General features: G+C 68.6%; 19 protein-coding genes. 8 read left to right on the top strand and 11 right to left on the bottom strand.

What is annotated here, in order from left to right; all coding sequences use genetic code 11:
• Window positions 1–39: 39 nt before the first annotated feature.
• From BSZ36_RS19200 to BSZ36_RS02560, 4 genes are all read right to left on the bottom strand, one after another.
• Window positions 40–450: a DUF4783 domain-containing protein gene (locus tag BSZ36_RS19200; RefSeq protein ID WP_218827531.1), complete on the bottom strand. Its 411-nt coding sequence runs from the start codon at window positions 448–450 to the stop codon at window positions 40–42.
• Between the two features lie 181 nt (window positions 451–631).
• Window positions 632–1,183, bottom strand: coding sequence for a hypothetical protein (locus BSZ36_RS19195; RefSeq protein WP_179270981.1), 552 nt, complete (start codon window positions 1,181–1,183; stop codon window positions 632–634).
• A 17-nt stretch (window positions 1,184–1,200) separates the two neighbouring features.
• The gene (locus BSZ36_RS02565) at window positions 1,201–3,729 is read right to left on the bottom strand and encodes an endonuclease MutS2 (protein WP_094545701.1); all 2,529 of its coding nucleotides are present in this window, start codon (window positions 3,727–3,729) and stop codon (window positions 1,201–1,203) included.
• Between the two features lie 210 nt (window positions 3,730–3,939).
• Complete coding sequence (locus tag BSZ36_RS02560) at window positions 3,940–4,941, bottom strand: sugar phosphate nucleotidyltransferase (protein ID WP_094545699.1); 1,002 nt, start codon at window positions 4,939–4,941, stop codon at window positions 3,940–3,942.
• A gap of 297 nt (window positions 4,942–5,238) precedes the next feature.
• Here BSZ36_RS02560 and BSZ36_RS02555 point away from each other — a divergent pair, with 297 nt between their 5' ends.
• The 3 genes from BSZ36_RS02555 (at window position 5,239) to BSZ36_RS02545 (ending at window position 7,879) form a co-directional block, all read left to right on the top strand.
• Window positions 5,239–5,970, top strand: a complete 732-nt coding sequence (locus BSZ36_RS02555) for a YiaD family glycine zipper/OmpA-like lipoprotein (protein WP_094545697.1) — start codon at window positions 5,239–5,241, stop codon at window positions 5,968–5,970.
• Window positions 5,971–6,095: 125 nt separating this feature from the next.
• Complete coding sequence (locus BSZ36_RS02550; protein WP_094545695.1) at window positions 6,096–6,827, top strand: LOG family protein; 732 nt, start codon at window positions 6,096–6,098, stop codon at window positions 6,825–6,827.
• Window positions 6,828–7,054: 227 nt separating this feature from the next.
• The gene (locus tag BSZ36_RS02545; RefSeq protein WP_143536728.1) at window positions 7,055–7,879 is read left to right on the top strand and encodes a tetratricopeptide repeat protein; all 825 of its coding nucleotides are present in this window, start codon (window positions 7,055–7,057) and stop codon (window positions 7,877–7,879) included.
• A gap of 112 nt (window positions 7,880–7,991) precedes the next feature.
• On the opposite strand, the gene BSZ36_RS19190 is transcribed toward BSZ36_RS02545, so the two are convergent.
• Complete coding sequence (locus BSZ36_RS19190) at window positions 7,992–8,132, bottom strand: hypothetical protein (RefSeq protein ID WP_179270980.1); 141 nt, start codon at window positions 8,130–8,132, stop codon at window positions 7,992–7,994.
• A gap of 54 nt (window positions 8,133–8,186) precedes the next feature.
• On the opposite strand from BSZ36_RS19190, the gene BSZ36_RS02540 reads away from it, so the two are divergent.
• The 3 genes from BSZ36_RS02540 to BSZ36_RS02530 all read left to right on the top strand — a co-directional run bounded on the left by BSZ36_RS02540 (window position 8,187) and on the right by BSZ36_RS02530 (window position 11,267).
• On the top strand, window positions 8,187–8,954 hold the full coding sequence (locus BSZ36_RS02540; protein WP_218827530.1) for an acyltransferase: 768 nt from the start codon (window positions 8,187–8,189) through the stop codon (window positions 8,952–8,954).
• A 94-nt stretch (window positions 8,955–9,048) separates the two neighbouring features.
• Window positions 9,049–10,212: a DegT/DnrJ/EryC1/StrS family aminotransferase gene (locus BSZ36_RS02535; protein ID WP_218827529.1), complete on the top strand. Its 1,164-nt coding sequence runs from the start codon at window positions 9,049–9,051 to the stop codon at window positions 10,210–10,212.
• Window positions 10,212–11,267, top strand: coding sequence for a Gfo/Idh/MocA family protein (locus BSZ36_RS02530; RefSeq protein ID WP_094545691.1), 1,056 nt, complete (start codon window positions 10,212–10,214; stop codon window positions 11,265–11,267). Before BSZ36_RS02535 ends, BSZ36_RS02530 begins: the two co-directional genes overlap by 1 nt.
• A gap of 28 nt (window positions 11,268–11,295) precedes the next feature.
• Here the strand turns inward: BSZ36_RS02530 and BSZ36_RS02525 are convergent, their stop codons facing one another.
• On the bottom strand, window positions 11,296–12,465 hold the full coding sequence (locus BSZ36_RS02525; RefSeq protein WP_094545689.1) for an MraY family glycosyltransferase: 1,170 nt from the start codon (window positions 12,463–12,465) through the stop codon (window positions 11,296–11,298).
• A gap of 158 nt (window positions 12,466–12,623) precedes the next feature.
• Window positions 12,624–13,520 (bottom strand): dTDP-4-dehydrorhamnose reductase, encoded by an 897-nt coding sequence (rfbD, locus tag BSZ36_RS02520; RefSeq protein ID WP_094545687.1) that lies wholly within the window; start codon window positions 13,518–13,520, stop codon window positions 12,624–12,626.
• Between the two features lie 144 nt (window positions 13,521–13,664).
• On the opposite strand from rfbD, the gene BSZ36_RS02515 reads away from it, so the two are divergent.
• Both BSZ36_RS02515 and BSZ36_RS02510 read left to right on the top strand, forming a co-directional pair.
• Window positions 13,665–14,837, top strand: a complete 1,173-nt coding sequence (locus BSZ36_RS02515; RefSeq protein ID WP_094545685.1) for an ATP-grasp domain-containing protein — start codon at window positions 13,665–13,667, stop codon at window positions 14,835–14,837.
• A gap of 124 nt (window positions 14,838–14,961) precedes the next feature.
• Window positions 14,962–15,756, top strand: coding sequence for a TonB family protein (locus tag BSZ36_RS02510; RefSeq protein WP_094545683.1), 795 nt, complete (start codon window positions 14,962–14,964; stop codon window positions 15,754–15,756).
• A gap of 105 nt (window positions 15,757–15,861) precedes the next feature.
• Here the strand turns inward: BSZ36_RS02510 and rfbC are convergent, their stop codons facing one another.
• The 4 genes from rfbC to BSZ36_RS02490 all read right to left on the bottom strand — a co-directional run bounded on the left by rfbC (window position 15,862) and on the right by BSZ36_RS02490 (window position 21,514).
• On the bottom strand, window positions 15,862–16,431 hold the full coding sequence (rfbC, locus tag BSZ36_RS02505; protein WP_094551120.1) for a dTDP-4-dehydrorhamnose 3,5-epimerase: 570 nt from the start codon (window positions 16,429–16,431) through the stop codon (window positions 15,862–15,864).
• Window positions 16,432–16,566: 135 nt separating this feature from the next.
• A complete protein-coding gene (gene cysN / locus BSZ36_RS02500; RefSeq protein WP_094545681.1) occupies window positions 16,567–18,540 on the bottom strand; it encodes a sulfate adenylyltransferase subunit CysN in 1,974 nt (657 codons plus the stop codon).
• 104 nt (window positions 18,541–18,644) lie between these two features.
• Window positions 18,645–19,562: a sulfate adenylyltransferase subunit CysD gene (gene cysD, locus BSZ36_RS02495; protein WP_094545679.1), complete on the bottom strand. Its 918-nt coding sequence runs from the start codon at window positions 19,560–19,562 to the stop codon at window positions 18,645–18,647.
• Window positions 19,563–19,756: 194 nt separating this feature from the next.
• A complete protein-coding gene (locus BSZ36_RS02490; RefSeq protein ID WP_218827528.1) occupies window positions 19,757–21,514 on the bottom strand; it encodes an SLC13 family permease in 1,758 nt (585 codons plus the stop codon).
• Window positions 21,515–21,635: the final 121 nt, after the last annotated feature.

Below are 21,635 nucleotides of genomic sequence, written 5' to 3'. Positions count from 1 at the left end.
GGTTCTCCGCCGAGGCGGTGTGCCGAGCGTCCTCAGGGCCTAGAGCCCCGGACGGAACGCGGCCCCGCGGTCGATGCGGATCCCGACGAGCTCCCAGCGGCGGCCCTCCACGCGATGCACCACGCGGACGCTCAGAGGCGACCCTCCATCGCGCGTCCAGTAGCGGCCGATGGCCGTCCGCCCATCGTCCGACGAGGACTGCTCACCAAAGGCGACGCGGGACGGCGGGTAGCGCCGGAAAAAGTCCTTGAGCACGTGCGTGGCCTGCCCCTGGCGGTACATGCCGCCCTCGCCGAACACGACGACCTCGACGCGAGAGGCCGCGTCGACGAGCGCGCCTTCGGAATCGCCCTCTTCGAGGGCACGGGAGACGCGCTCCAGCGCCTCGTCGGCCTGGGCAAGGGACGGGGACGCCACGAACGAGACGCTCGCGAGTGCGATCGCACACACGAGCGAGAAACGGAAGATCGAATGGGGTACGCTCACAGAATAGGGGACGTGGCGACGGGGTCGGACGTCGGAGGCACAGCAAAAGGTAGGCCGCAGATCGCGCCGTGCGCAATGTGGCTGCACGGCACGTTTGGGCCGCTGGCGCCGGTCTCCATATCGGACAGGGTGTCCCGTGCCGTGCTCAGCCTGCGAAACGGCGCAACCACGCCGGGTAGCCCATCGCGTGCTCCTCGTTGAGGCTTGGCGCCGTGCGGAGCCACAGCCGGGCGCTCTCGCGAAGCGCCATCCACCGCGCGCGCGGGCTCGCGCCAGAGGCCTCCAGGCAGACGGACCACCACGCCTCGCCGCGGGCGTCGAGTTCGCTGAGTTCGAGGGCGCACCGGGCGTGCCGGCCCAGCAAGACCACCGGCCTCTGGCGCCGCGATTTCGCCACGTCGATCCAGCCTTCGCCCGGCACCGTACCGGCCGATCCCAGCGTCCACTTCCGCCACGCCTCGACGCCGCCGCGCGCGCCCGGCGCCAAAGGCCGCGTGCCGAACGCGCCGACGCGCTGCTTGGCCTGGACGGTCCCCTCTCGGATCTTGAGGCCCAGATCGTCGCTCTCCGCTGGCACGAGGTAGCGGTCCGTCCGCGTCTCGTCCGCGACGTCGGGCCCGAGCGACGCGAACCACGCCCCGGCCTCTGGCGCCAGAGGCCCGCGGAAGAACCACCGGACCTCCAGGCTGTCCGTCACAGGCGCCAGTGGCCCCGTCACGCCAGCCGCACGACGGTCACGCCGTCGCCGCCCTGGTCCCACTCCGCCGCCTCGAAGCCGACGATGTCGCGCCGACGCGCGAGTTGGTTCTGGATGGCCTGCCGCAGCGCTCCTGTCCCCTTGCCGTGTAGGATCTCGACGCTGGGCAACCCGGCCGCGATGCCTTCGTCCACGAACCGCTCCACTTCTTGGAGCGCGTCTTCCACGCGCTGGCCGCGGAGGTCCACCTTGACGCGCGCCCGCGTGATGGGCAGCGGCTCGTGCGCGCCGCCGCCTTTGACGAACACCTTCTGCTCTTTGCGCCCGCCCACCTTGGTGAGCCGCTTCAGCTTGACGCGGCTTGTGAGCGCGCCCAGCGCGATCACCGCTTCCTTGCCGGTCAGCTCCAGCACCTCGCCAGAGGCGCCGTTGCCGTCGATCCGCACCTGGTCGCCTACTGCGATGGGACCGCTAGAGGCCGGCGCACCGGCGGCCTTCGCGCCAGAGGCGGGGCCGAGCAGGGCGCCGCCCGGAGTACTCGGCGCGCGGCGTTTGCGGCGCTTGTCCACGTTGCGCGAGCGCCGCTGGACGGTTTCCTTCGTCTCGGCGAGCCTCTGGCGAGCGAGTTGCGTGGCCTCCTTCTCGGCCTCGGCCTCCTTGATCTCCCGGACGGCGCGCTCCACGGCGGCGTTGGCGTCGCGCAGGATGGAGTCGGCGTCGGCGAGAGCGGCGGCCTTGATGGCGTCGCGCTCGGCGCGGTGTTTCTCCAGGCGCTGCTCGTAGTCCGCGCGGACGCGGTTGGCCTCCTTGAGTTGGATCTCTGCCTCGGCGCGGGTCCGCTCGGCCTCCTCGGCCCGGGACTCCGCCTCGGCGAGCAAGTCTTCGAGCCGCGCCGCGCTCTCGCCCACCTTGGCGCGCGCCTCGTCGATCACCGGTCCGTCCAGCCCCACGCGCCGCGCGATCTCGAAGGCGTACGACGAGCCCGGAATGCCGGTCTGGAACCGGTACGTCGGCTCCAGCCTCTGGCGCGAGAACTCCATGCTCGCGTTCTCAGCCCCGGGCGTGTCGTGCGCGAATGCTTTGAGCGCGCCGACGTGCGTCGTCGCGACGGTCATCGCGCGGCGCTGCGTGAGGCGGCGCAGCACGGACTCCGCGATCGCGCCGCCCTCGGCCGGATCCGTCCCCGTTCCCGCCTCGTCGATAAGCACGAGCGAGCGCTCGTCGGCCTCCTCCAGCACCCGCCGCATCGTCTGCAGGTGGCTCGTAAACGTCGAGAGGTCGTCCTCGATGGACTGCCGGTCGCCTACGTCCACGAAGATCCGCGTCGGCAGCACGAGCCGCGTGCCAGGCGCGGCGGGGACCGGGAGGCCACAGGCCCCCATGAGCGCGAACAGGCCAACCGTCTTCAGCGCGACGGATTTGCCGCCCGCGTTCGGTCCCGTCACCACAAGCGTGACGTGCTCGTCGCCCAGGCTCAGGTCCAGCGGCACCACGTCGCGGGCCGCTCGCGCGGCAGGCTCCCCTGCCGCTTCCGAGCCTCTGGCGCCAGAGGCCTCCTTCCCTCCCCGCCCCTCGCCAGAGGCCACGTGTAGCATCAGCACCGGATTTCGCGCGCCGACAAGCCGCATCGCGCCCGCGCTGGCGACCTCTGGCACGATGGCGCCCAGGTCGTGCGCGAGCCGTCCCGCTGCGTGCGCCGCGTCCAGCGTGGCAAGAGCCTCCAGGCTCCGCTCGATCTCAGGACGGTGGTGGCGCAGGTGCGCGCTCACCTCCGCCAGGATCCGCTCGATCTCGTAGCCTCTGGCGACCTGAAGCTCACGGATCTCGTTGTTGATCTCGACGGCCGCCGCGGGCTCCACGAACACGGTCTGCCCCGTGCTGGAAACGTCTTGTACGAAGCCCTTGATCTTGCGCTTCGCCTCGGCGCGGACCGGAATCACCGCGCGCCCGCCGCGGATCGTCGGTTGGTCCTCGGTCGCCCAGCCCTGGGCGGTCGCCTCGCGAAGCGCTCGTTGGACGGCGCTGCGCACCTGCCCCTCGGCGTTCTGGATCGCGCGCGCCAAGCGCGAAAGCTCGGGGCTCGCGTCGTCCCGCACCTCCCCATTCTCATCGATCGTGCGGAAGATGCGGTCCTCCAGCGCTTTGATGACCACCACGCGTTGCCCGATCTGCCAGAGCGCGGGCGCATGCCTCTGGCGTCCGTGCAAATCGTCGTGGAGCGCGCGGAGCGTTTCGAGCGTGTGGCGTACGTCAGCCAGTTCCTCGCCCGAGACGCGTGAGCCTTTGGGGCCGAGTCGACGCAACGTCGCGCGGATGTCGGCCGTCTCGCGGACGGGCACGGGCGAGCCGCTGGCGACGGCGCTCTGCATCTCTCCTGCTCGCGCCAGAGGCGCCGCCACAGCGTCCACGTCGGCAACAGGCTGGAGCGCCTCCAGCTTCTCGCGGCCGTACGGCGTGCGCGCGTGCGCCAGAAGCCGGGCGCGGATCGTGTCGAAGCCCAGGCGCGCTTCGGCGTCGGCGGGGTGAAGCTGGATGGAGTCGGTCATCGCGGGAGCCTACGCGCGAACGGGCGCGCTGCTTCCGCCCCCACGTGAAACGTCGGTTTGGCCTCTGGCGCCGGCGGTGGGTGCAGCCGAACGCCCTGCGGAGACATAGCCACACAAAACGCCTCTGGCGCCCCCGCTTTCGCAGGTGTGCCAGAGGCGTCGGGCCCGCGCCAGAGGCCTCTGGCGCGGACAAGGTCGACCCGCCAGAGGCTACTCCTCCGGTCCGACGGTCGCGTGATCGCCGATGTTGAGCGTGCCGGCAAAGCCCCGCACGTGGGCGTTGTGGCCCACGAGCGACCCTTCGAGCGCTGTGCTGTCGATGGTTGAGTCGCCGAAGACGATCGTGTCGCGGACGGCGGACTCTGTGACCGTCGCGCCGCTGTGGATGGCGACGTACGGACCCACCACGGAGTCCTTGACCGTCGCGCCCTCGCCGATAAAAACCGGCTCGATGATTTGGCTGTTCTCGATCGTCCCCTCCTTCCGGTTCTCGCCCTCTTTGGCGAGCACGATGCGGGAGGTGTCGCGGATGGCGGGGATCGTGCCGCAGTCCAGCCACTCCGTCACGGCGGCCGTCTTGAACGTCGCGCCGTCCTTCAGCATCCGGTCCAGCGCGTCGGTGAGTTGGAACTCGTCGCCCTTACCCGTGATGTTGTTATCCATCAGGTACGCGATCTCGCGGCCCAGGCGCTCGCCCTCGCGGACGTAGTAGATGCCCACGATGGCCTCGTTGGAGATCGGCGTGTCCGGCTTCTCCACGAAGTCCGAGATCCGGTCGCCGTCCTTGACCACGACGCCAAAGCGCGAGGGGTCCTCGACCTCCATCACCCATACCACAGCGTCGGCGTCCAGGTCCGGCGCCGCGTCCATGACGAAAAGCGTGTCCGCGAAGACGAGCACGCACTCGCCGTCCAGCTTGTCGCCGGCCTGCGCGATGGCGTGAGCCGTACCCTTGGCGGTCTCCTGCACGCCAAACGAGGCCTCGATGCCGAACCGCGAGCAGATCTCCGAGAGCTCCGCCTTGACGCCGTCCCCGAAGTCAGGGCCGAGGATGAAGACCGCCTCCTCGAAGTCGCCGATGGCCTCGGCAAAGGTTTCGACGATGCGTTCCACCATCGTCCGGCCCACGACGGGCAGGAGCGGCTTCGGCGTAACGTGGGTGTGCGGGCGGAGGCGGGTGCCGCGACCAGCCATGGGGACGATGAGGCGCATTCTGAGAGAGCGAGCTAAAGGAGTAGGCGGGAAAGCTACGCGGGCCCTCCACGGCCCGGTTGAACCGCCCGTGACTTCCACGACCTCTGGCGCGGCCAGAGCCTCACAAACGGTCCGAAAGGGCGACACCGGTGTTCACTGTCTCGGACAGCTCCGCACGCCAGAGGCGCCCTCACGGCCCGTTTTCCACCCTCCCGACGCGCCGGGCATGGAACTTGAAAGGGGGGACACACAGTATCAGGCGCCACTCTTCCCACCGGTGCCCCTCACACCCACCGCGGTTCACGCCGCCCCACCATGACTCTCTCCCGACTCCGCCTCGCGGCCTTGCCGCTCGCGCTTCTCCTCGTTCTCGGCATCTCTCAGACCGGCTGCTCCGGGATGAACAACACCGGTAAGGGCGCCGTCGTCGGCGCAGGCTCCGGTGGAGTCATCGGCGCCGTGATCGGCCGCGCCACGGGCTCGACCGCCAGAGGCGCCATCATCGGTGCCGCCGTGGGCGGCGCAGCAGGCGCCGTGATCGGCCGCCAGATGGACCGCCAGGCCCGCGAGCTCGACAACGACCTCCCCGATGACGTCACGGTGACGCCGATCCCGAGCGAGGACGGCAACACGACCGCCATCGCGATCAACTTCAACAACGACCTGCTGTTCGACCTCGGCAAGTCCACGCTGAAGGCTGGCGTCCAGGCTGACCTCCGCGACCTCGCGGCCAGCCTCAACCGCTACCCCAACTACGACGTGACCATCGTCGGACACGCCTCTACGGACGGTGGTACGCAGTTGAACCAGAACCTCTCTGAGGCCCGCGCCCGCTCGGTCCGTGACTTCCTCGCCGTGCAGGGCGTTGCCAGCAACCGTCTGGAGAACTTCGGCCGTGGCGAGATGGAGCCGATCCCCGGCATCCCCGGCACGAGCCCGCAGAACCGCCGTGTAGAGATCGCCATCTACCCGAGCGAGCAGTTCCGTCAGAACATGGAGGACCCCTCCTACCGCGACGAGTACAGCCGTCAGAACGGCCTCAACTAAGGCCGATCTTTAGGCCCGCCTCTGGCGCGCCCGTTGTCAACCGCCCCCGGCCACCTCGGCCGGGGGCGGTTCTCGTTTGGGGGTGTGCGTCGGTACGTTCCCCCTTAATCCCACTCCCCAAACTCATGTCGACTGATAACCGCCAACCCACCCCTTTCGACGCCTCCAAGGAAATGACGCCAGAGGAGATGATGGCCTGGCAACAGATGCGCGTCAAGGAGACGTGGCAGGTATTCCGCGTCATGAGCGAGTTCGTGGAGGGCTACGAACGGATGGGCCAGTGCGGCCCCAGCGTGTCCGTGTTCGGCTCGGCACGGACGCCCCCAGACCACCCCTACTACGAGATGGGCGTCACCGTTGGCCGGAAGCTCTCCGAGCGCGGCTACGCGGTGATAACGGGGGGCGGCCCGGGGATCATGCAGGCGGCGAACCAGGGCGCGCAAGAGGCCGGCGGCGTCTCGATCGGCTTGAACATTGTGCTGCCACACGAGCAGAGCGCGAACCCGTACGTAGACGCCACGGGCTTGCTCAACTTCGACTTCTTCTTTGCGCGGAAGGTGATGTTCGTCAAGTACGCCCAGGGCTTCGTGGTCTTGCCGGGCGGCTTCGGCACGATGGACGAGTTGTTTGAGAGCCTCACCCTTATCCAGACGCACAAGACCGCGCGCTTCCCCGTCGTCCTGATGGGCACGGAGTACTGGAGCGGGCTGCTCGACTGGATCGACGGCACGCTCAAAGCGGGTGGCTTTATCTCGCCAGAGGACACGGACCTGTTTACCCTCACGGACGACCCCGACGAGGCGGTCGCAATCATCGACCGGTACAGTGAGCAGTCCGGGATCCTGCCCAACTTCTAGCGGCCTCTGGTGGCCGGGAGCCCCGCACCGCTCTCGCCAGAGGCGACAGGGCGGCGGTCTCCGTCGCCAAGGTGACGCGGTCCGTCGTGGCACCGCGGCACGGCCGTCTGGCATGGTGGACACTTTGCGGGTACGAAGGGGCGCAGATGTGCCGTTTCAGCACCGGCACGGTCTCTGTAGTTTCCCGGCTGTCCGCATCCGCCACACTCGACATCACCCCCCTCCCCATGACTCGTTTCCTTCCGCTCCTGGCGGCCCTCGCTTTTGCCGGTACCGCTTCGGCCCAAGATGCTCCTGCTGACTCCTCCGACATGATGGAGATGGAGATGATGGCCGACACCGTAGAGGTCGTCACGTTCGATCCCGACCGTTCCCGCATGCTCTCCATGCAAGCGGACTCCCTGTTCAAGGCCTCCGATTACGAGATGGCGCTTGAGCGCTATTCCGAGGGATACGAGCTCGACTCGACCTACGCCAAGAACCCGTTTGGGCAGGCCCGTTCGTACGTCCGCCTCAACAACCTGAAGGCCGCGATGGTCTCTTACCGCAAGGCGATTGAGCTCGCTGAGGGCGTGGAGGGCATGGGCAACATCTTCGACGCCGCTCGCGAAGAGCGCCGCGTGGTAGAGGCCCGCATCGAAGAGGAGCAGGGCGCGCAGGCCGTGAACGACAAGATCACCCGCGCAACTACCCTTCTGCAGGCCGAGCCGCTCTCGGAGAGCGCTGCGAACACGGCGTTCGAGCTCTTGGAGGATGTCCGCATGAACGCGGACTACGACTCCTCGCAGGTCGCGTTCTACTACGCCAAGGCGTTGAACGCTCTCGGGCGCTCGCAAGAGGCCACGCACTACGCGCAGCTGGCGGTTGACCAGAGCGAAGGCCAGCCGGACCGTTCGGCGTACTTCATTCAGCTCGGCCTCGCTCACATGGGCGCCGAGAACGAGGACGCCGCACGTGAGGCCTTCACGGCTGCCAAGGAGGGCTCTTGGGCCTCTTGGGCCGAGTACTACCTCAACGAGATGGAGAACGCCAACGCTGAGGCGGGCGGCTGATCTTCGCCTCGTCTAGAAAACGCGCGACGCCGCTCCGGGACATCCGGGGCGGCGTCGTCTGTTTCGGTCCGCGCCAAGGGCGCGTCGCGGCAGGCCTCTGGCGCCAGAGGCGCTATACCGTGTTGCGGCTGCCGAGGAACCAGATCGCGGCGAGGAGCAACAGCGGCACGACGAAGCTGACGATGGGCAGCCATTCGAGGCCAGTGCCGTAGCCCTCGGGCGTGGGCGCGAGGAGGAAAGCGAGGAGAGGCATAGCAGAAGCGGGGATAGCTTGCCGAAGCTACGCCGCCCGCCCGCCTCCGATCCCATGACCGACCGCCTCTCCCCCACAGCCCAGGTCGCCTCTGGCGCCATGCTCGCGCCCGACGTGGCCGTGGGTCACTTCTCCGTTGTCGCCAGAGGCGCGCGGATCGGGGCGGGGTGCACCATCGGACACCACGTGGTGATCCACGAGGACGTGGAGATCGGCGAGGGCGTGCGCGTGGACGACCACGCCGTGCTCGGCAAGCGGCCAATGCGGGCGGCCCGTAGCGCGACGACATCTGGCGCGCCGGACCTCGCGCCTCTGGCGATCGGCGCGGATAGCATCATTGGGACCGGGGCGGTGTTGTACCGCGGATGCGAGATCGGTAAGCGCGTGCTCGTGGCGGACTACGCGACGGTCCGCGAGCGCGTCGTGGTAGGAGCCGAAACCATCGTGGGGCGCGGCGTCGCCATCGAAAACGATTCTACTGTTGGCGCGCGATGCAAGCTGGAAACGAACGCGTACATCACCGCCTTCACGACCGTCGAAGACGACGTGTTCGTCGCGCCGGGCGTTCTCACGAGCAACGACGCCTTTATGGGCCGAACGGAAGAGCGCAAAGAGCGCTTCGGCGGCCCGACCGTCCGGCAGAGCGCGCGACTGGGCGTCGGCGCCGTGCTCCTACCGGGCGTGGAGGTGGCGCCAGAGGCCGTCGTCGGCGCGGGCGCGGTGCTCACGCGGGGCGCCTCTGGCGGGCGCGTGCACGTGGGTGTCCCCGCGAGGGAGACGCGCGACGTGGCGCCCGAGCAACTGCGCGAAAACGGGGGGTGAGACCGATCGCCTCCGCGGCGTGACCAAACCGTAGCCTCTGGCGTGGCGTCCGCAGCCGCAGCCTCGTAGTGCGGACGCCCCGTAGCTTCCCGCCATGCACGTACACACGCCAGAGGCGCCCGGACGCCCGCTCAGCATGGTGGACCTCAAGGCCGAGGTCGCCTCTATCCGCCCCGAACTCGACGCCGCCCTCGCGGGCATCTTGGACGCGACGGCGTTCGTCCGAGGCCCCATCGTGGCGGGCTTCGAGGCCGCGCTCGCGGCGTACGTCGCCGATCTGGACGCCCGCGCGCCAGAGGCCCACGTGATCGGCTGTGCGAACGGGACGGACGCGCTTCAGATCGCGCTCATGGCGCTCGGCGTAGGACCGGGCGACGAGGTCGTCTGCCCTTCGTTCACGTTCGTCGCGACGGCGGAGGCGGCGGCTTTGCTGGGCGCCGTCCCGGTCTTCGCGGACATCGACCCCGCCACGTTCAACCTCGCGCCAGAGGCCGTCGAGGCCGCGATCACGGACCGCACGAAGGCCGTGGTCCCGGTCCACCTGTTCGGGCAGATGGCGGACATGGCTGCGCTCCGGTCCGTCTGCGAGCCGCGCGGCATCCCGATTGTGGAGGACGCGGCGCAGGCCATCGGCGCCACGCGCGGCGGCGAGGCGGCGGGGCTGGCGGGCGACCTCGGGACGCTCTCCTTCTACCCGTCTAAAAACCTCGGCGCCTATGGCGACGGCGGCGCGGTCTACACCACGAGTGCGCCTCTGGCGGAGCGCGCGCGGCGCATCGCCAACCACGGCGCGGCGCGGAAGTACTTCCACACCGAGGTCGGCATCAACTCGCGCCTGGACGCCATGCAGGCCGCCATCCTGCGCGTCAAGCTGCGCCACCTGCCTGCGTGGACCACTGCGAGGCGCCTGGCCGCGGCGGTCTACGACGACCACTTCGCGCACCTCCCGGAGGTCACGCGCCCCCCTCGGGCCTCTGGCGCGCGGCACGTGTTTCACCAGTACACCCTGCGCGTGGCGGACCGCGACGCCGTCGCGGACGGGCTGCGCGAGCGGGGCATCCCAACGATGGTGTACTACCCGGTCCCACTCCACGAGATGCCGCCCTACGCAGCAGGCGCCAGAGGCCCGTTGCCTGAGACCGAGCGGGCCTGCCGCGAGGTGCTCTCGCTGCCGATGCACCCGCACCTCTCGCAGGACGACCTCGCGCGCGTCGCCCGTGCCGTCCGCGACCTCGTCACCCAGCCCGTACCCGCCTGATGTCGTCGTTCGCCTACACCGAGCCGCTCCGCCTGGCCCAGATCGGCGTGGGCTACTGGGGGCGCAACCTGCTCCGCAACGCCGCCGCCATGCCCGGCGCCGAAGTTGTCGCCGTGTGTGACCGCGACGAGGACGCGCGCGACGTCGCCGGCCGCCTCGCGCCAGAGGCCCGGCTGACGGGCGACCTTGACTCGGTTCTGGCGGACCCGTCCATCGAGGCCGTCATCGTGGCGACCGAGACGCCAACGCACGCGAGCATCGCGACGCGGGCGCTGGAAGCCGGCAAGCACGTGTTCGTGGAGAAGCCTCTGGCGCAGACCGAGGCCGAGGCGGAAGCCCTCGTGGCGCTGGCCGACGCGCGGGACCTGCGGCTGATGGTGGGCCACCTCTTGCGCTACCACCCGGCGTACCGGCACGTCGAGTCGCTCGTCCGCGCGGGCACGCTGGGGCAGATCCGCTACCTCTACAGCGTGCGCGTCAACCTCGGGATCGTGCGCGAGCACGAGAGCGCGTTCGACAGCCTCGCGCCGCACGACCTCGCGATCGCGCTCTCGCTCATTCCAGGCGAGCCCGTCTCCGTTTCCGCCAGAGGCCACGCGTACCTCCAGCCCGGCGGGCCGGAGGATGTCGTCTTCGCGAGCGTGACGTTCGAGGGCGGCGAGATCGCGCACCTCCACTGCTCGTGGCTGGACCCGCACAAGGTCCGCCGCACAACGGTCGTCGGCAGCGAGCAGATGGCGGTTATCGACGACATGGAGGCCGCCGAGCCCGTCCGCGTCTACGACAAGGGCGTGGGCACGCCCGCGAGCGAACGCGACGGAACGGTTCCCTACGCCGACGCGCTTTCGGTCCGTTCCGGCGACGTGCTCGTTCCGCGCATCGACCGGGCCGAGCCGCTGAGGCTCGAGGTCGAGGAGTTCGCCTCCGCGATCCGGCAGGGCCGCGCGCCGCGCTCGGACGGGCGCGAAGGCCTCGCCGTGGTCCGCATCCTGGAAGCCGCTCGGCGGTCCATCGGAGCGGGCGGGGCGCCCATCGACGTGCAGCGCGGCGCGTAGGTCGGCCTCTGGCGCCAGAGGCGCGCGGTCAGGCGCCCTGGTTGGCCTTCGCCTCGCGTTGCTGCCGCCGGCGCTCGATGCGCGCGCTGCGAAGCTGCCCGGCGCGGCGGAGCGCTTCGGGGTTGGTCAGCAGCGCCGCTACCCGCCGTGGCGACGGTAGGTAGCCGATGCTGCGCAAGAAGCTGTACACCACGCCGGAGCCGAGCGCGAACGTCAGCGCCGCCAGAGGCGCCGGGAAAGCCGCCATCGCGCATGCGCCGAGAGCGACGAACACGCTGAACCAGTACAGCACCCGCACCGCTTCGCCGGACGACATCTGGGCGGCCAGTCGGTGGTGGATGTGGTCATGGTCGGCAAAGAAGAGCGAGTGCCCCATCAGCTTCCGCCGCAACACGGACACAATCAGGTCCAGCAGCGGCAGCCCCATCACGACCGCCGGGATGATGAGTTGGAGCAGAGGGTCCTCGTGCGCCGAACCGCGGAGGCCGTAGGCCGCGAGTACGTACCCCAGGAACAGGCTCCCGCTGTCTCCCATGAAGACGCTCGCTGGCGAGCGGTTGTAGCGCAGGAAGCCCAGCAGCGCCCCGACGACCGACACCACGAGGACCAGGGAGCCCAAGTCCCCCCCAATGGCGTGGACCGCCGCGAGCCCCGCGAGGGCGATCGCAACGACGCCAGCGGCCAGCCCATCCATGCCGTCGATGAGGTTAACAGCGTTCATCATCCCCACCATCCACAGCGCCGTCAGCGCGAAGGAGGCGGCCATACCGACCCCGCCAGTGCCCAGCACTCCGTCCAGCACTTCGATTCGCAGGTTCGCGCTAAAGGTGAGCGCCACCACCAGAAGCTGAGCAACCAGCTTGACTTGAAAGCGCAGGTCTACGCGGTCGTCTACCAGCCCGAGAACCGACGCCAGCAAAGCCCCGACCAGCACGCGCCGCGCCGGGAGGGCCGGGATCGCACCCCATGCGTCCGGCCAGAACGCCGCGCCGAGCGCGATGGCGCCCACCCCCACGAACGCCGAAAACAGGATCGCGATGCCCCCCGCATTGGGCACCGGCGCCGTGTGGTTCTTCCGCCAGCGGTCTGGTACGTCTACCCAGCCCGCGCGAGTGCCGATACGCGCGACAACGGGCACCAGGAGGAACGCGGTCGCGAGGCTAGCCGCGAAGCCAATAAGGAGAGAAGCAAAGGCCATTCGGTGCCGCGAGAGGCGTCAGGGTCACAAGTTGGCGCGCAGTGGGCTCCAGACGTTACTGCCTCAGCCGTTGCCATCCAAGCGCGCTTCTGTCCAACATCGTGCCGGAGCCTGGGGCGATGCCTGAAAGACACCGAACCGTTAGGCCTCTGGCGCCCTCACCCCTCACGGCTCGCCGCCATCAACTCCCGGGCGACGGCCTCTACTCCGTCCTGCCAACGGAAGGCTCCCAGACCGTAGGCTCGGGCAACGTTCTCCATCGCGAGGCGGACCTCTGGCGGGCGCGCCGCAGGCGTCGGGTATTCCGAGCTCGGGATCGGCTGAACGCTCGCGACGGCGCTCTCGCCAGAGGCCCGCGCCTGGGCCACGACGGCCTCGGCCAACCCATACCACGACGTGGAGGGCGTTCCGGCCACGTGGAAGGTCCCGGCCTCGCCCCCGGATGCCAGGCCTCTCGCGAGCACGACTACCGCTTCTGCAAGGTGGCCCGCCCACGTCGGATGGCCCGTCTGGTCCGCGACCACGCGGAGTTCCTCTCGCTCGTGCGCCAAGCGCCACATCGTGCGGATGAAGTTGTGGCCTCTGGCGGAGAACACCCACGCCGTACGGACGATGGCGTGTCGCTCCAGCCTCTGGCGGACGGCCTCCTCCCCTGCCCACTTACTCTCGCCGTAGACGTTCAGCGGAGCGGGCGCATCGTCCTCTGTGTAAGGCGCGCCCTTGGCCCCGTCGAAGACGTAATCCGTCGAGAGGTGGACAAGCGCGGCGCCGTGGCGGGCGCAGGCTTCGGCCAGATGCGCGGGGCCATCGCGGTTGACGGCGAACGCCGCTTCGCGGTCGTTCTCGGCCCGGTCCACCGCGGTGTAAGCCGCCGCGTTGACAAGCGCCAGAGGCCCGGCGCCGCTGGCGTCCGCGACCGCTCGGTCCACGGCTTGGGCGTCGGTGATGTCGAGGTCCGCTCTCGCGAAGGCCCGTACGTCCATCTGCTTCTGGCGCGCGAGCGCCGCGACGGCGTGGCCGACCTGGCCGTTGGCTCCGGTAACGAGGATGCGCATGCCGGGAAAGATCGCACGCGCCGGGGCGCACGGCCGGTCCCCTACCGGCGCGAGGACGTCTGACTGGCATCGTGGTTTATCCTTCGGCCGTTCCGGCGCTTGCGGCTGGGACCGACTCCATCACACACTTCGAGCCCCGACGCGATGCGTACGGTCGTTTTGGTAGGGATGCGGCGAGCCGCCATCGAGAGCGCAGCGCGAATGGGCCTGCGCCCGATCCTCGTCGCGGAGACGCTCCCCAGCACTCGGCTCCGACCGGCCCACACCATCGAGGCGTCTTTCGACGCGCCGCCAGAGGCCTGGAAAACCCTCGCGGCGGACCTGAAGGGCGAAGGCATTGACGCGGTGGTGGCGCTCACGGAGCGGTCCGTCGTTCCCGCAGCGCATCTCCGCGCGGCGTTGGGCCTGGGCGGCCTCTCGCCAGAGGCGGCCCGCCTGTGCACCCACAAAGGCGCGATGAAACGGGCCATCCGGACTGCAGGACTCCCCTGTGCCGACTTCGTCGAAGCCAGCGAGGGATTGACTCGCGACGAGTTGGTCGAGCGCCTCGGTCTGCCTCTCGTCGTCAAACCGTGCGTCGGGTCAGGCGGACGCGGCGCGCGCATCGCTCGGGAGGCCTCGGAGGTGCCGGAGACTCTCGAAGACGGGTGGATGGCCGAGGCGTTCATCCACGGAACCGAGATGAGCGCCGAAGGGCTGGGCTGGGGCGGCCAGATGCGCGCGATGAACCCGACCCGCTACCTCGCGGTCGGCGAGGCGAGCGTTGTCCCTGCTCCTCTGGCGGCGCCAGAGGAACAGGCCGTCCGCGACCTTCACGGTGCGGCGTGGCGCGCGCTCGGCGTGGAGCGGGGGCTGACGCACATGGAGGCCTTCCTGACGCCGGAAGGCCCGGTCTTCGGGGAGTTGGCCGCGCGCCCCCCCGGTGGGCACCTGATGCGCCTGATGGCGCTCGCCTACGAGATGGACCCGTGGGAACTGGCCTTCCGCGTCGAGTGCGGCGAGCACGTCGAGCTTCCCCAGCCACGCCAGGCCGCGGCCGTCCAGATTCTCCATCCGGGCGAGGGCATCGTCCGAGTGGCCTCTGGCGTGGAGACAGTGCGCGAGCTTCCAGGCGTCACGGAAGTCACCCTGCGCGTCCAACCCGGCGACCGCGTCGACCGACGTGAGGGGACGGGCCAGGAGGTCGGTCACCTGATCGTCACCGCGCCGACCGCACCGGAGGCCGAAGCGCGGCTGCGGGCGGCAAGCGAGGCTCTGCGCCTGGAGATCACTCCCGACCCGGGGCACGCCCCCCTCCCCGATGTCGGTCTGGATTGACCTCGGGCGCCCGAGTCCGTAGCTACCGGAAAGGGAGAGGAGCGCGCGCCGCCTCTCCGTATGTCTCCGTCCGCGCACCCTCGGCACGCGCTGGCCGAGCTCTCCATCCCTGTTTTTTAGATCGATGCGTTTTCTCTTCCCTCTCCTCGCGCTCGCAGTTGCACTCCCCCTCCACGCTCAAGACGCGCCAGAGGCCTCTGGCGTGGCCGCGGTCTACGATATCGTGGAGGAGCCGCCGGAGATCGTAGGTGGGCTGGCGGCGCTGACCGCGCGCGTGGTCTACCCCGACTCCGCACAGGCCGCCGGCATCGGGGGCGTGGTGTACGTGTCGGCCGTGGTCGACACGTCTGGCATCGCGCGGGAGGCGGTCGTACGACGGGCACCCGACCCCTCGCTCGGCGCTGCTGCCGTGGTAGCTCTCAACGGTCTGGAGTTCACGCCTGGACGAATCGGAGGGCTCCCCGTCCCGACGCGCGTCACAATGCCCATCCGTTTTGAGCCGCCACCGCTCGCTTCAGAGATCGAGAGTAGCCTCCACACTCCGGCTCAGCCCCTCGGCGGCTGGCAGCGGCTCCGGTCCAACGTCGAGTGGCCCATCGAAGCCATCGATGCAAGCGTCGAGGGTGTGATCACCGTTGCGATCGCTGTGGGCTCGGACGGAAAGGTGGCCGATGTAACGGTTGTGGAATCGAACGTGCTGCAGGACGGGGGCCAGCTAACGGCATGGGAGCCCAGCTTCACGGGCGGAGGCCGAGAGGGTCGCGCCCGCACCCGCCCCACGCTCTCTCAGGCCCGGCGAGCGCTCGAACGGGCCCTTATCCGGGCGGTGAACCACACCCAGTTCATTCCCGCCATCCGCGATGGCGAGGCTGTGAGCTCTACCGTTCCGTACGCTCTCGAGTTCATCCTTAACGACTGACGCCTTCGCTGCTGCGCTCTCCGGACATAAGGCCGAAGACACCGGACCGCTCTCGCGCACCGGTGCCTTGGCGACCGGCCCTAGCATCGACGTCTCGCGAGCCGTTTACACGTTGCCCTCACTTCCCGCCAGAGGCAGATCGCTGATCCCGAGGTCGCGCAGTAGCGGCAGGTTTTGGTCCTTTTCCGAGACCAGCGGGTCGGCCACAGGCCACGGGATGCCGAGGTCCGGGTCGTTCCAGATCACGCCGCCCTCGTCGCTCGCGTCGTAGCGCGCGGTGCAGGCGTAGACGAAGTCGGCCTCTGGCGAGACGACGCAGAAGCCGTGCGCGAGGCCGGGCGGGATCCAGAGCTGGCGGTGGGACTCGTCGTCCAGTTCGTGCGCCTCCCACTGCCCGAAGGTGGGCGAGCCGCGCCGCAGGTCCAGAACGACATCGTAGACCGAGCCTCTGGCGACGCGGACGAGCTTACCCTGGGGATTCTGGATCTGCGTGTGCAGCCCGCGCAGCGTACCCGCGCGGCTGCGGCTGTGGTTGGTCTGCACCCACTCTGTCGGCACGCCAGCGGCCTCGTAGCGCGACGCCTCGAAGGTCTCCAGGAAGAAGCCTCTGGCGTCGCCGTAGACGGCGGGCTCGATGAGGAGCACGCCGGGCAGGGTGGTGTCGCGAACGGTCACGGCGTTGAGGACCGCAGACCGCAGACCACAGACCACGGACGCGCGGACAGAACACGCCCGACCTCTGGCGCCAGAGGCTGCATGTCGTCCGTCGTCCGTCGTCCGTCGTCCAGGATCATACGTTGGGCGACCGCTCTACTCGCCAGAGGCCGGAATCAACCCGGCGGCCTCCAACTGACGAATCACCTCGGCGGCGGACTCTTCGACGGTCGCGTCGGTCGTGTTCAGCGTCATCTCCGGGTTCTCAGGCGCCTCGTACGGCGCGCTGATGCCGGTGAAGTTCTTGATCTCGCCAGCGTCCACCTTCGCGTAGAGGCCCTTAGGGTCGCGCGCCTTCGCGGTCTCCAGGTCTACATCGACAAACACCTCCAGGAAGCGGCCGTCGGGCATCAGCTCGCGCACCCAGTCGCGGTCGCCGCGGTAGGGCGAGACGAAGGTGCACAGCGTGAGCGCGCCGCTCTCCACGAAGAGACGGGCGACCTCGCCGACGCGGCGGATGTTCTCGGCGCGATCCGACGGGCTGAACCCGAGGTCGCCGCAGAGGCCGTGGCGCACCTGATCGCCGTCGAGCAGCATCGTCTTGATGCCTCTGGCGAAGAGCTGCTTCTCCACCTCGCGGGCGACGGTCGTCTTGCCCGAGCCGGAGAGGCCCGTGAACCAGAGAGCGGCCGCCTTGTGGGTCTGCTTCGCCTCGCGCTCCTCGCGCGGGATGTTGAGCCCCTCCCACGTCACGTTGGACGACTTCTTGCGCTCCATGCCCGCCAGCCGCTGCGCCGCTTCCGCGACACGGTCGGCGTCCTGGCCTTCGCCGCGGATCATGCCCGCTGCGACCGTCGTGTTGGAGTACGGGTCGATGAGGACGAACGCGCCGGTCTCCTTGTTGAGGCTGTAGCGGTCGTAGAACAGCGGCGACGCCGTGCTCACGAGCACGCGGCCGATCTCGTTGAGCGCGAGGCTCTCAGAGTCCATCCGGTGCAGCGTGTCGATGTCGACGCGGTAGCGGATGTCGTCGACGAACGCCTTGACCTCGCGGGTCGTGTGGCGCAGGATGTAGTGCCGGTCGCGCGCCAGAGGCTCCTCGCTCATCCAGCACATCATCGCCTCGATCTTGTTGCCTACGCTCGGCGTGTTGCCCGTCCGCACGAGCATGTCGCCGCGCGAGACGTCGATCTCGTCTTCGAGCGTGATTACGACCGCCTCGCCTGCGCGGGCCTCGGCCAGGTCGCCCTGGAACGTCGTGATCTCCTTGACCTTGCTCTTGGTGCCGGCGGGCAGCGCCATCACCTCCTCGCCGGGGCGGATCGCGCCAGAGGCGATCGTGCCCGCGAAGCCGCGGAAGCTCTGGTTGGGCCGGATAACCGTCTGGACCGGGAAGCGGAAGTCGCACAGGTTCTTGTCGCCCGCGACGTTGACGCTCTCCAGGTGGTGCAGGAACGTCGAGCCGCCGTACCACGGCATCTTGTCGCTGCGGTCGACCACGTTGTCGCCCACGAGCGCGCTGACGGGGATGAAGGTGATGTCCTTCACGTCCAGCTTCGCCGCGAAGTCGGTGTACTCGTCCACGATGTCCTCGAACACCTTCTCGGAGTAGCCCACGAGGTCCATCTTGTTGACGCACACGACCACGTGCGGCAGGCCGAGGAGCGCGGCGATAAAGCCGTGGCGCTTGCTCTGCGTCTGCACGCCTCTGGCGGCGTCGATCAGGATCACCGCGAGGTCGGCCGTGCTCGCGCCGGTGACCATGTTGCGGGTGTACTGGACGTGCCCCGGCGTGTCGGCGATGATGAACTTGCGCTTGGGCGTCGCGAAGTAGCGGTAAGCCACGTCGATCGTGATGCCCTGCTCGCGCTCGGCGCGGAGCCCGTCGGTCAGCAGCGCGAGGTTGGGGATGCTGTCGTCATCCGTCATCCCGCGCGACTTGCTCGCCTCCTCGACGGCGTCCATCTGGTCCTGGAAGATGGACTTGGTGTCGTACAGCAGGCGCCCGATAAGGGTGCTCTTGCCGTCGTCCACCGAGCCTGCGGTGGTAAACCGCAGGAGGTCCATCTCCAGGTAGTCGTCGCCTGCGTCGCCAGAGGCCTCTGGCGGGGTCGTTCCGTTCGTAGTCATTCCGGTCGTCTGAGTCTGAGGGACTAGGGGTTGGGTTCTAGGGACTGGCAGACGGGAGACGGCGATCGTGTTGCCAGTCCCCTATCCCCAGTCCCCACGTCCCTCTAGAAATAGCCTTGCTTTTTGCGGTCCTCCATGGCCGCCTCGGAGCGCTTGTCGTCGTGGCGCCCCCCGCGCTCGGTCTCGCGGGCGGCGGCGACCTCCTGGATGATCTCCGGGAGCGTGGCGGCCGTGCTGCTGACGGCACCCGTGCAGGTCGCGTCACCAATCGTGCGGAAGCGGATGGTCTGCTTGCGAAGCTCCTCACCGGGGAGCAGCTCCATGAAGTCGGTCTTGGCGAGGATCGTCCCGCGGCGCTCGAACACCTCGCGCTCGTGGGCGAAGTAGAGGTTCGGGATCGCGATGTCCTCCAGCGCGATGTACTGCCACACATCCATCTCCGTCCAGTTGGAGAGCGGGAAGACGCGGAAGTGCTCGCCGACGTTTTTGTGACCGTTGTAGAGGTGCCACAGCTCCGGGCGCTGGTTCTTCGGGTCCCACTGTCCGAAGCGGTCGCGGTGGGAGAAGAAGCGCTCCTTGGCGCGGGCCTTTTCCTCGTCGCGGCGGCCACCGCCAAAGGCAGCGTCGTACTGGTGCTCCTGGAGGGCATCGAGCAGCGGTACAATCTGGAGACCGTTGCGGGACGCCTCGGGGCCGGTCTCCTCCACCACGCGACCCTTATCGATGGCATCCTGCACGGACGCCACTTCGAGCCGGACACCCAACTCCTCAACGAGCCAGTCGCGGAATTCGATGGTCTCGTCGAAGTTGTGACCGGTGTCGACGTGCAGAAGCGGGAAGGGGATCGTGCCCGGGTGAAACGCCTTGCGCGCCAGGTGGGTCATCACGATGGAGTCCTTGCCGCCCGAGAACAGGAGCACGGGGCGCTCGAACTGCGAGGCTACCTCGCGCATGATGAAGATGGCCTCGGCTTCGAGAGCACGAAGGTGCGAGTCGCGGTAGGTCGTCTCGACGGTCGCCATATCGGCTGGGGGGTCGTCCGGAAGGTCTGCCAAGTCACCGGAGGTTGGTTCCTCTGGTGCGAGGACCAAGCTATACCCCAGGCCCGTATCGGATATGAGCTTCACCAACGCCTCGTATTAGCTCCTGGGGTCTCTAACGATGGTTTCCAGGCCTCCATAACCTCCCCACGCCTCGGTGCTAGAAGCCTAGAGCGCTATAGCCATACGAGTGAACAGACCGTAATGGTGACCACGGCCACGATGAGACTCACCGGCGCGCCAGCGCGCGTGAAGTCGGTGTACTTGTAGCCGCCCGCTGACATCACCATCAGGTTCGTTTGGTACCCGATGGGCGTCAGGAAGCTGGCCGCGCTGCCCACAGCCACAGCAATGCAGAAGCCGACCGGGTCTGCCCCGAGATCTGCCGCGACCGCTAACGCAACGGGCACCATTAATGCTGCTGAGGCCTTGTTCGTCACTAGTTCTGCCAGAAGGTTGCTTACAACGTAGACCGCGATGAGTGCGCCTACAGGTCCGCCCCACGCCCCAATGAGCTCCACGCCTCTGGCGGCGACACCTGCGAGCCCGGTCACCTCAACAGCGTGGCCGATCCCGAGCGCGGCCCCGATGACGAGCAGCACAGGACCATCCATCGCGCGGAGTACGCTAGGGCCACGCAGACACCCCGTGACCACCATCCCGAGCGCGGCGGCAAACGCAGCGGACGCCAGAGGCAGTAAGCCAAAGGCCACGAGCCCGATCATGCCAAACAGGATAGCGAGCGCGATAGGCGCCCGGCTCGTGATCGGGCGCAGCGTGTCGATCGGCGCGACGAGAGCGAAATCCTGCGACTGCACCGAGAGCCGGTTCTGGAGCGCCCCCTTGCCCTCGACCAGCAACAGGTCTCCCGCGCGAAGAAAGACGTTTCCGAGACCACCTTCTACCTGGCCATCACGCCGCCGGATAGCGAGAACGACGCCGCCGTACCGCTCCCGAAAATCGGCGCTCTTGAGTGTCTTGCCCTCCAGTCGAGATCCCGGCGCGACGACGACTTCGAAGAGCGGGAGATCCGCCTCTGAGCCGTCTCCAACCGTTGGCGCCTTCCGCAAGAGGCCGGGGCGCGCGAGTAGCGCGTCATGCGCCTGCGCGTCCCCTGCGAACTCCAGCACGTCTCCTGCCTCTAGTGGCGTCTCAGGGGAGGCACCAAAAACGGAATCTCCGCGCCGGATGCGCGAGAGGAAAGCGTCACCGAGCATACGGAGCCCGGCCTCCTCGACGGTTTGCCCCAGCCAAGAGGCCTCAGGCGAGACAAGGAGTTCGAATCGGTAATCCTGCCGGGGGGCGCCGCCGGCTCCATCCCGATTGGGCAGGAGACGGTGTCCGATAAGCGCGTAGTAGGCACCGACGGCGAGAACGGCCGGGACTCCGATGTACGTGAGGTCGAAGAAGGAGAAGCCATCGAGTCCCTCTGCCTGCATCAGGCCGTGCACTACGACGTTCGTGCTTGTGCCAATCAACGTGAGCCAGCCGCCAACAATCGCGGCCGTCGAAAGGGGGATGAGCAACTTGGAAGCTGGAATCCCTCTCTCTCGCGCCCACGCCTGAATGCGAGGAATCAGCATCGCCACGACCGGGGTGTTGTTCAGAACCCCTGAAAGCACTGCCGTCGGGACGAACAGCCGGACGACGGCCGCCCCCTTGCTCGCGCTCCGTGGGCGTAGAAGCCCGTCCACGAACCCAAGCGCTCCTGTCCGGTCAACACCAGCAGCGACGACGAAGAGGGCTCCAATCGCAATCACCGCCGGGTTGGCAAACCCCGCAAAAGCATCCTCTGGCGAAAGCACGCCCGCGATCAGCAGGAGCCCGAGCGAGCCAAGCAGGACGAGATCCGTCCGCGCCCACGACCGCACCAACCCCACGACCATCAGGACGAGAACGGCGAGCGTGTACCAGGCGGTCCAGCCGAGAGACAAAACGTTGCGGGGGAGGGAGGCGCAAGCCTACCGCTAGAGGTCGGTTCTCGCAGTGGCCTCGTGGAGAATCTGCCTCTGGCGCTGGAAGGAAGCGCGGTGAGGTCCCTGGCGAACACCTAAT

The organism is Rubricoccus marinus, assembly GCF_002257665.1.
GTDB classification, from domain to species: domain Bacteria; phylum Bacteroidota; class Rhodothermia; order Rhodothermales; family Rubricoccaceae; genus Rubricoccus; species Rubricoccus marinus.
Note: the sequence above shows the minus strand (reverse complement) of the source record. Positions and strands in the feature narration are given on the sequence as shown.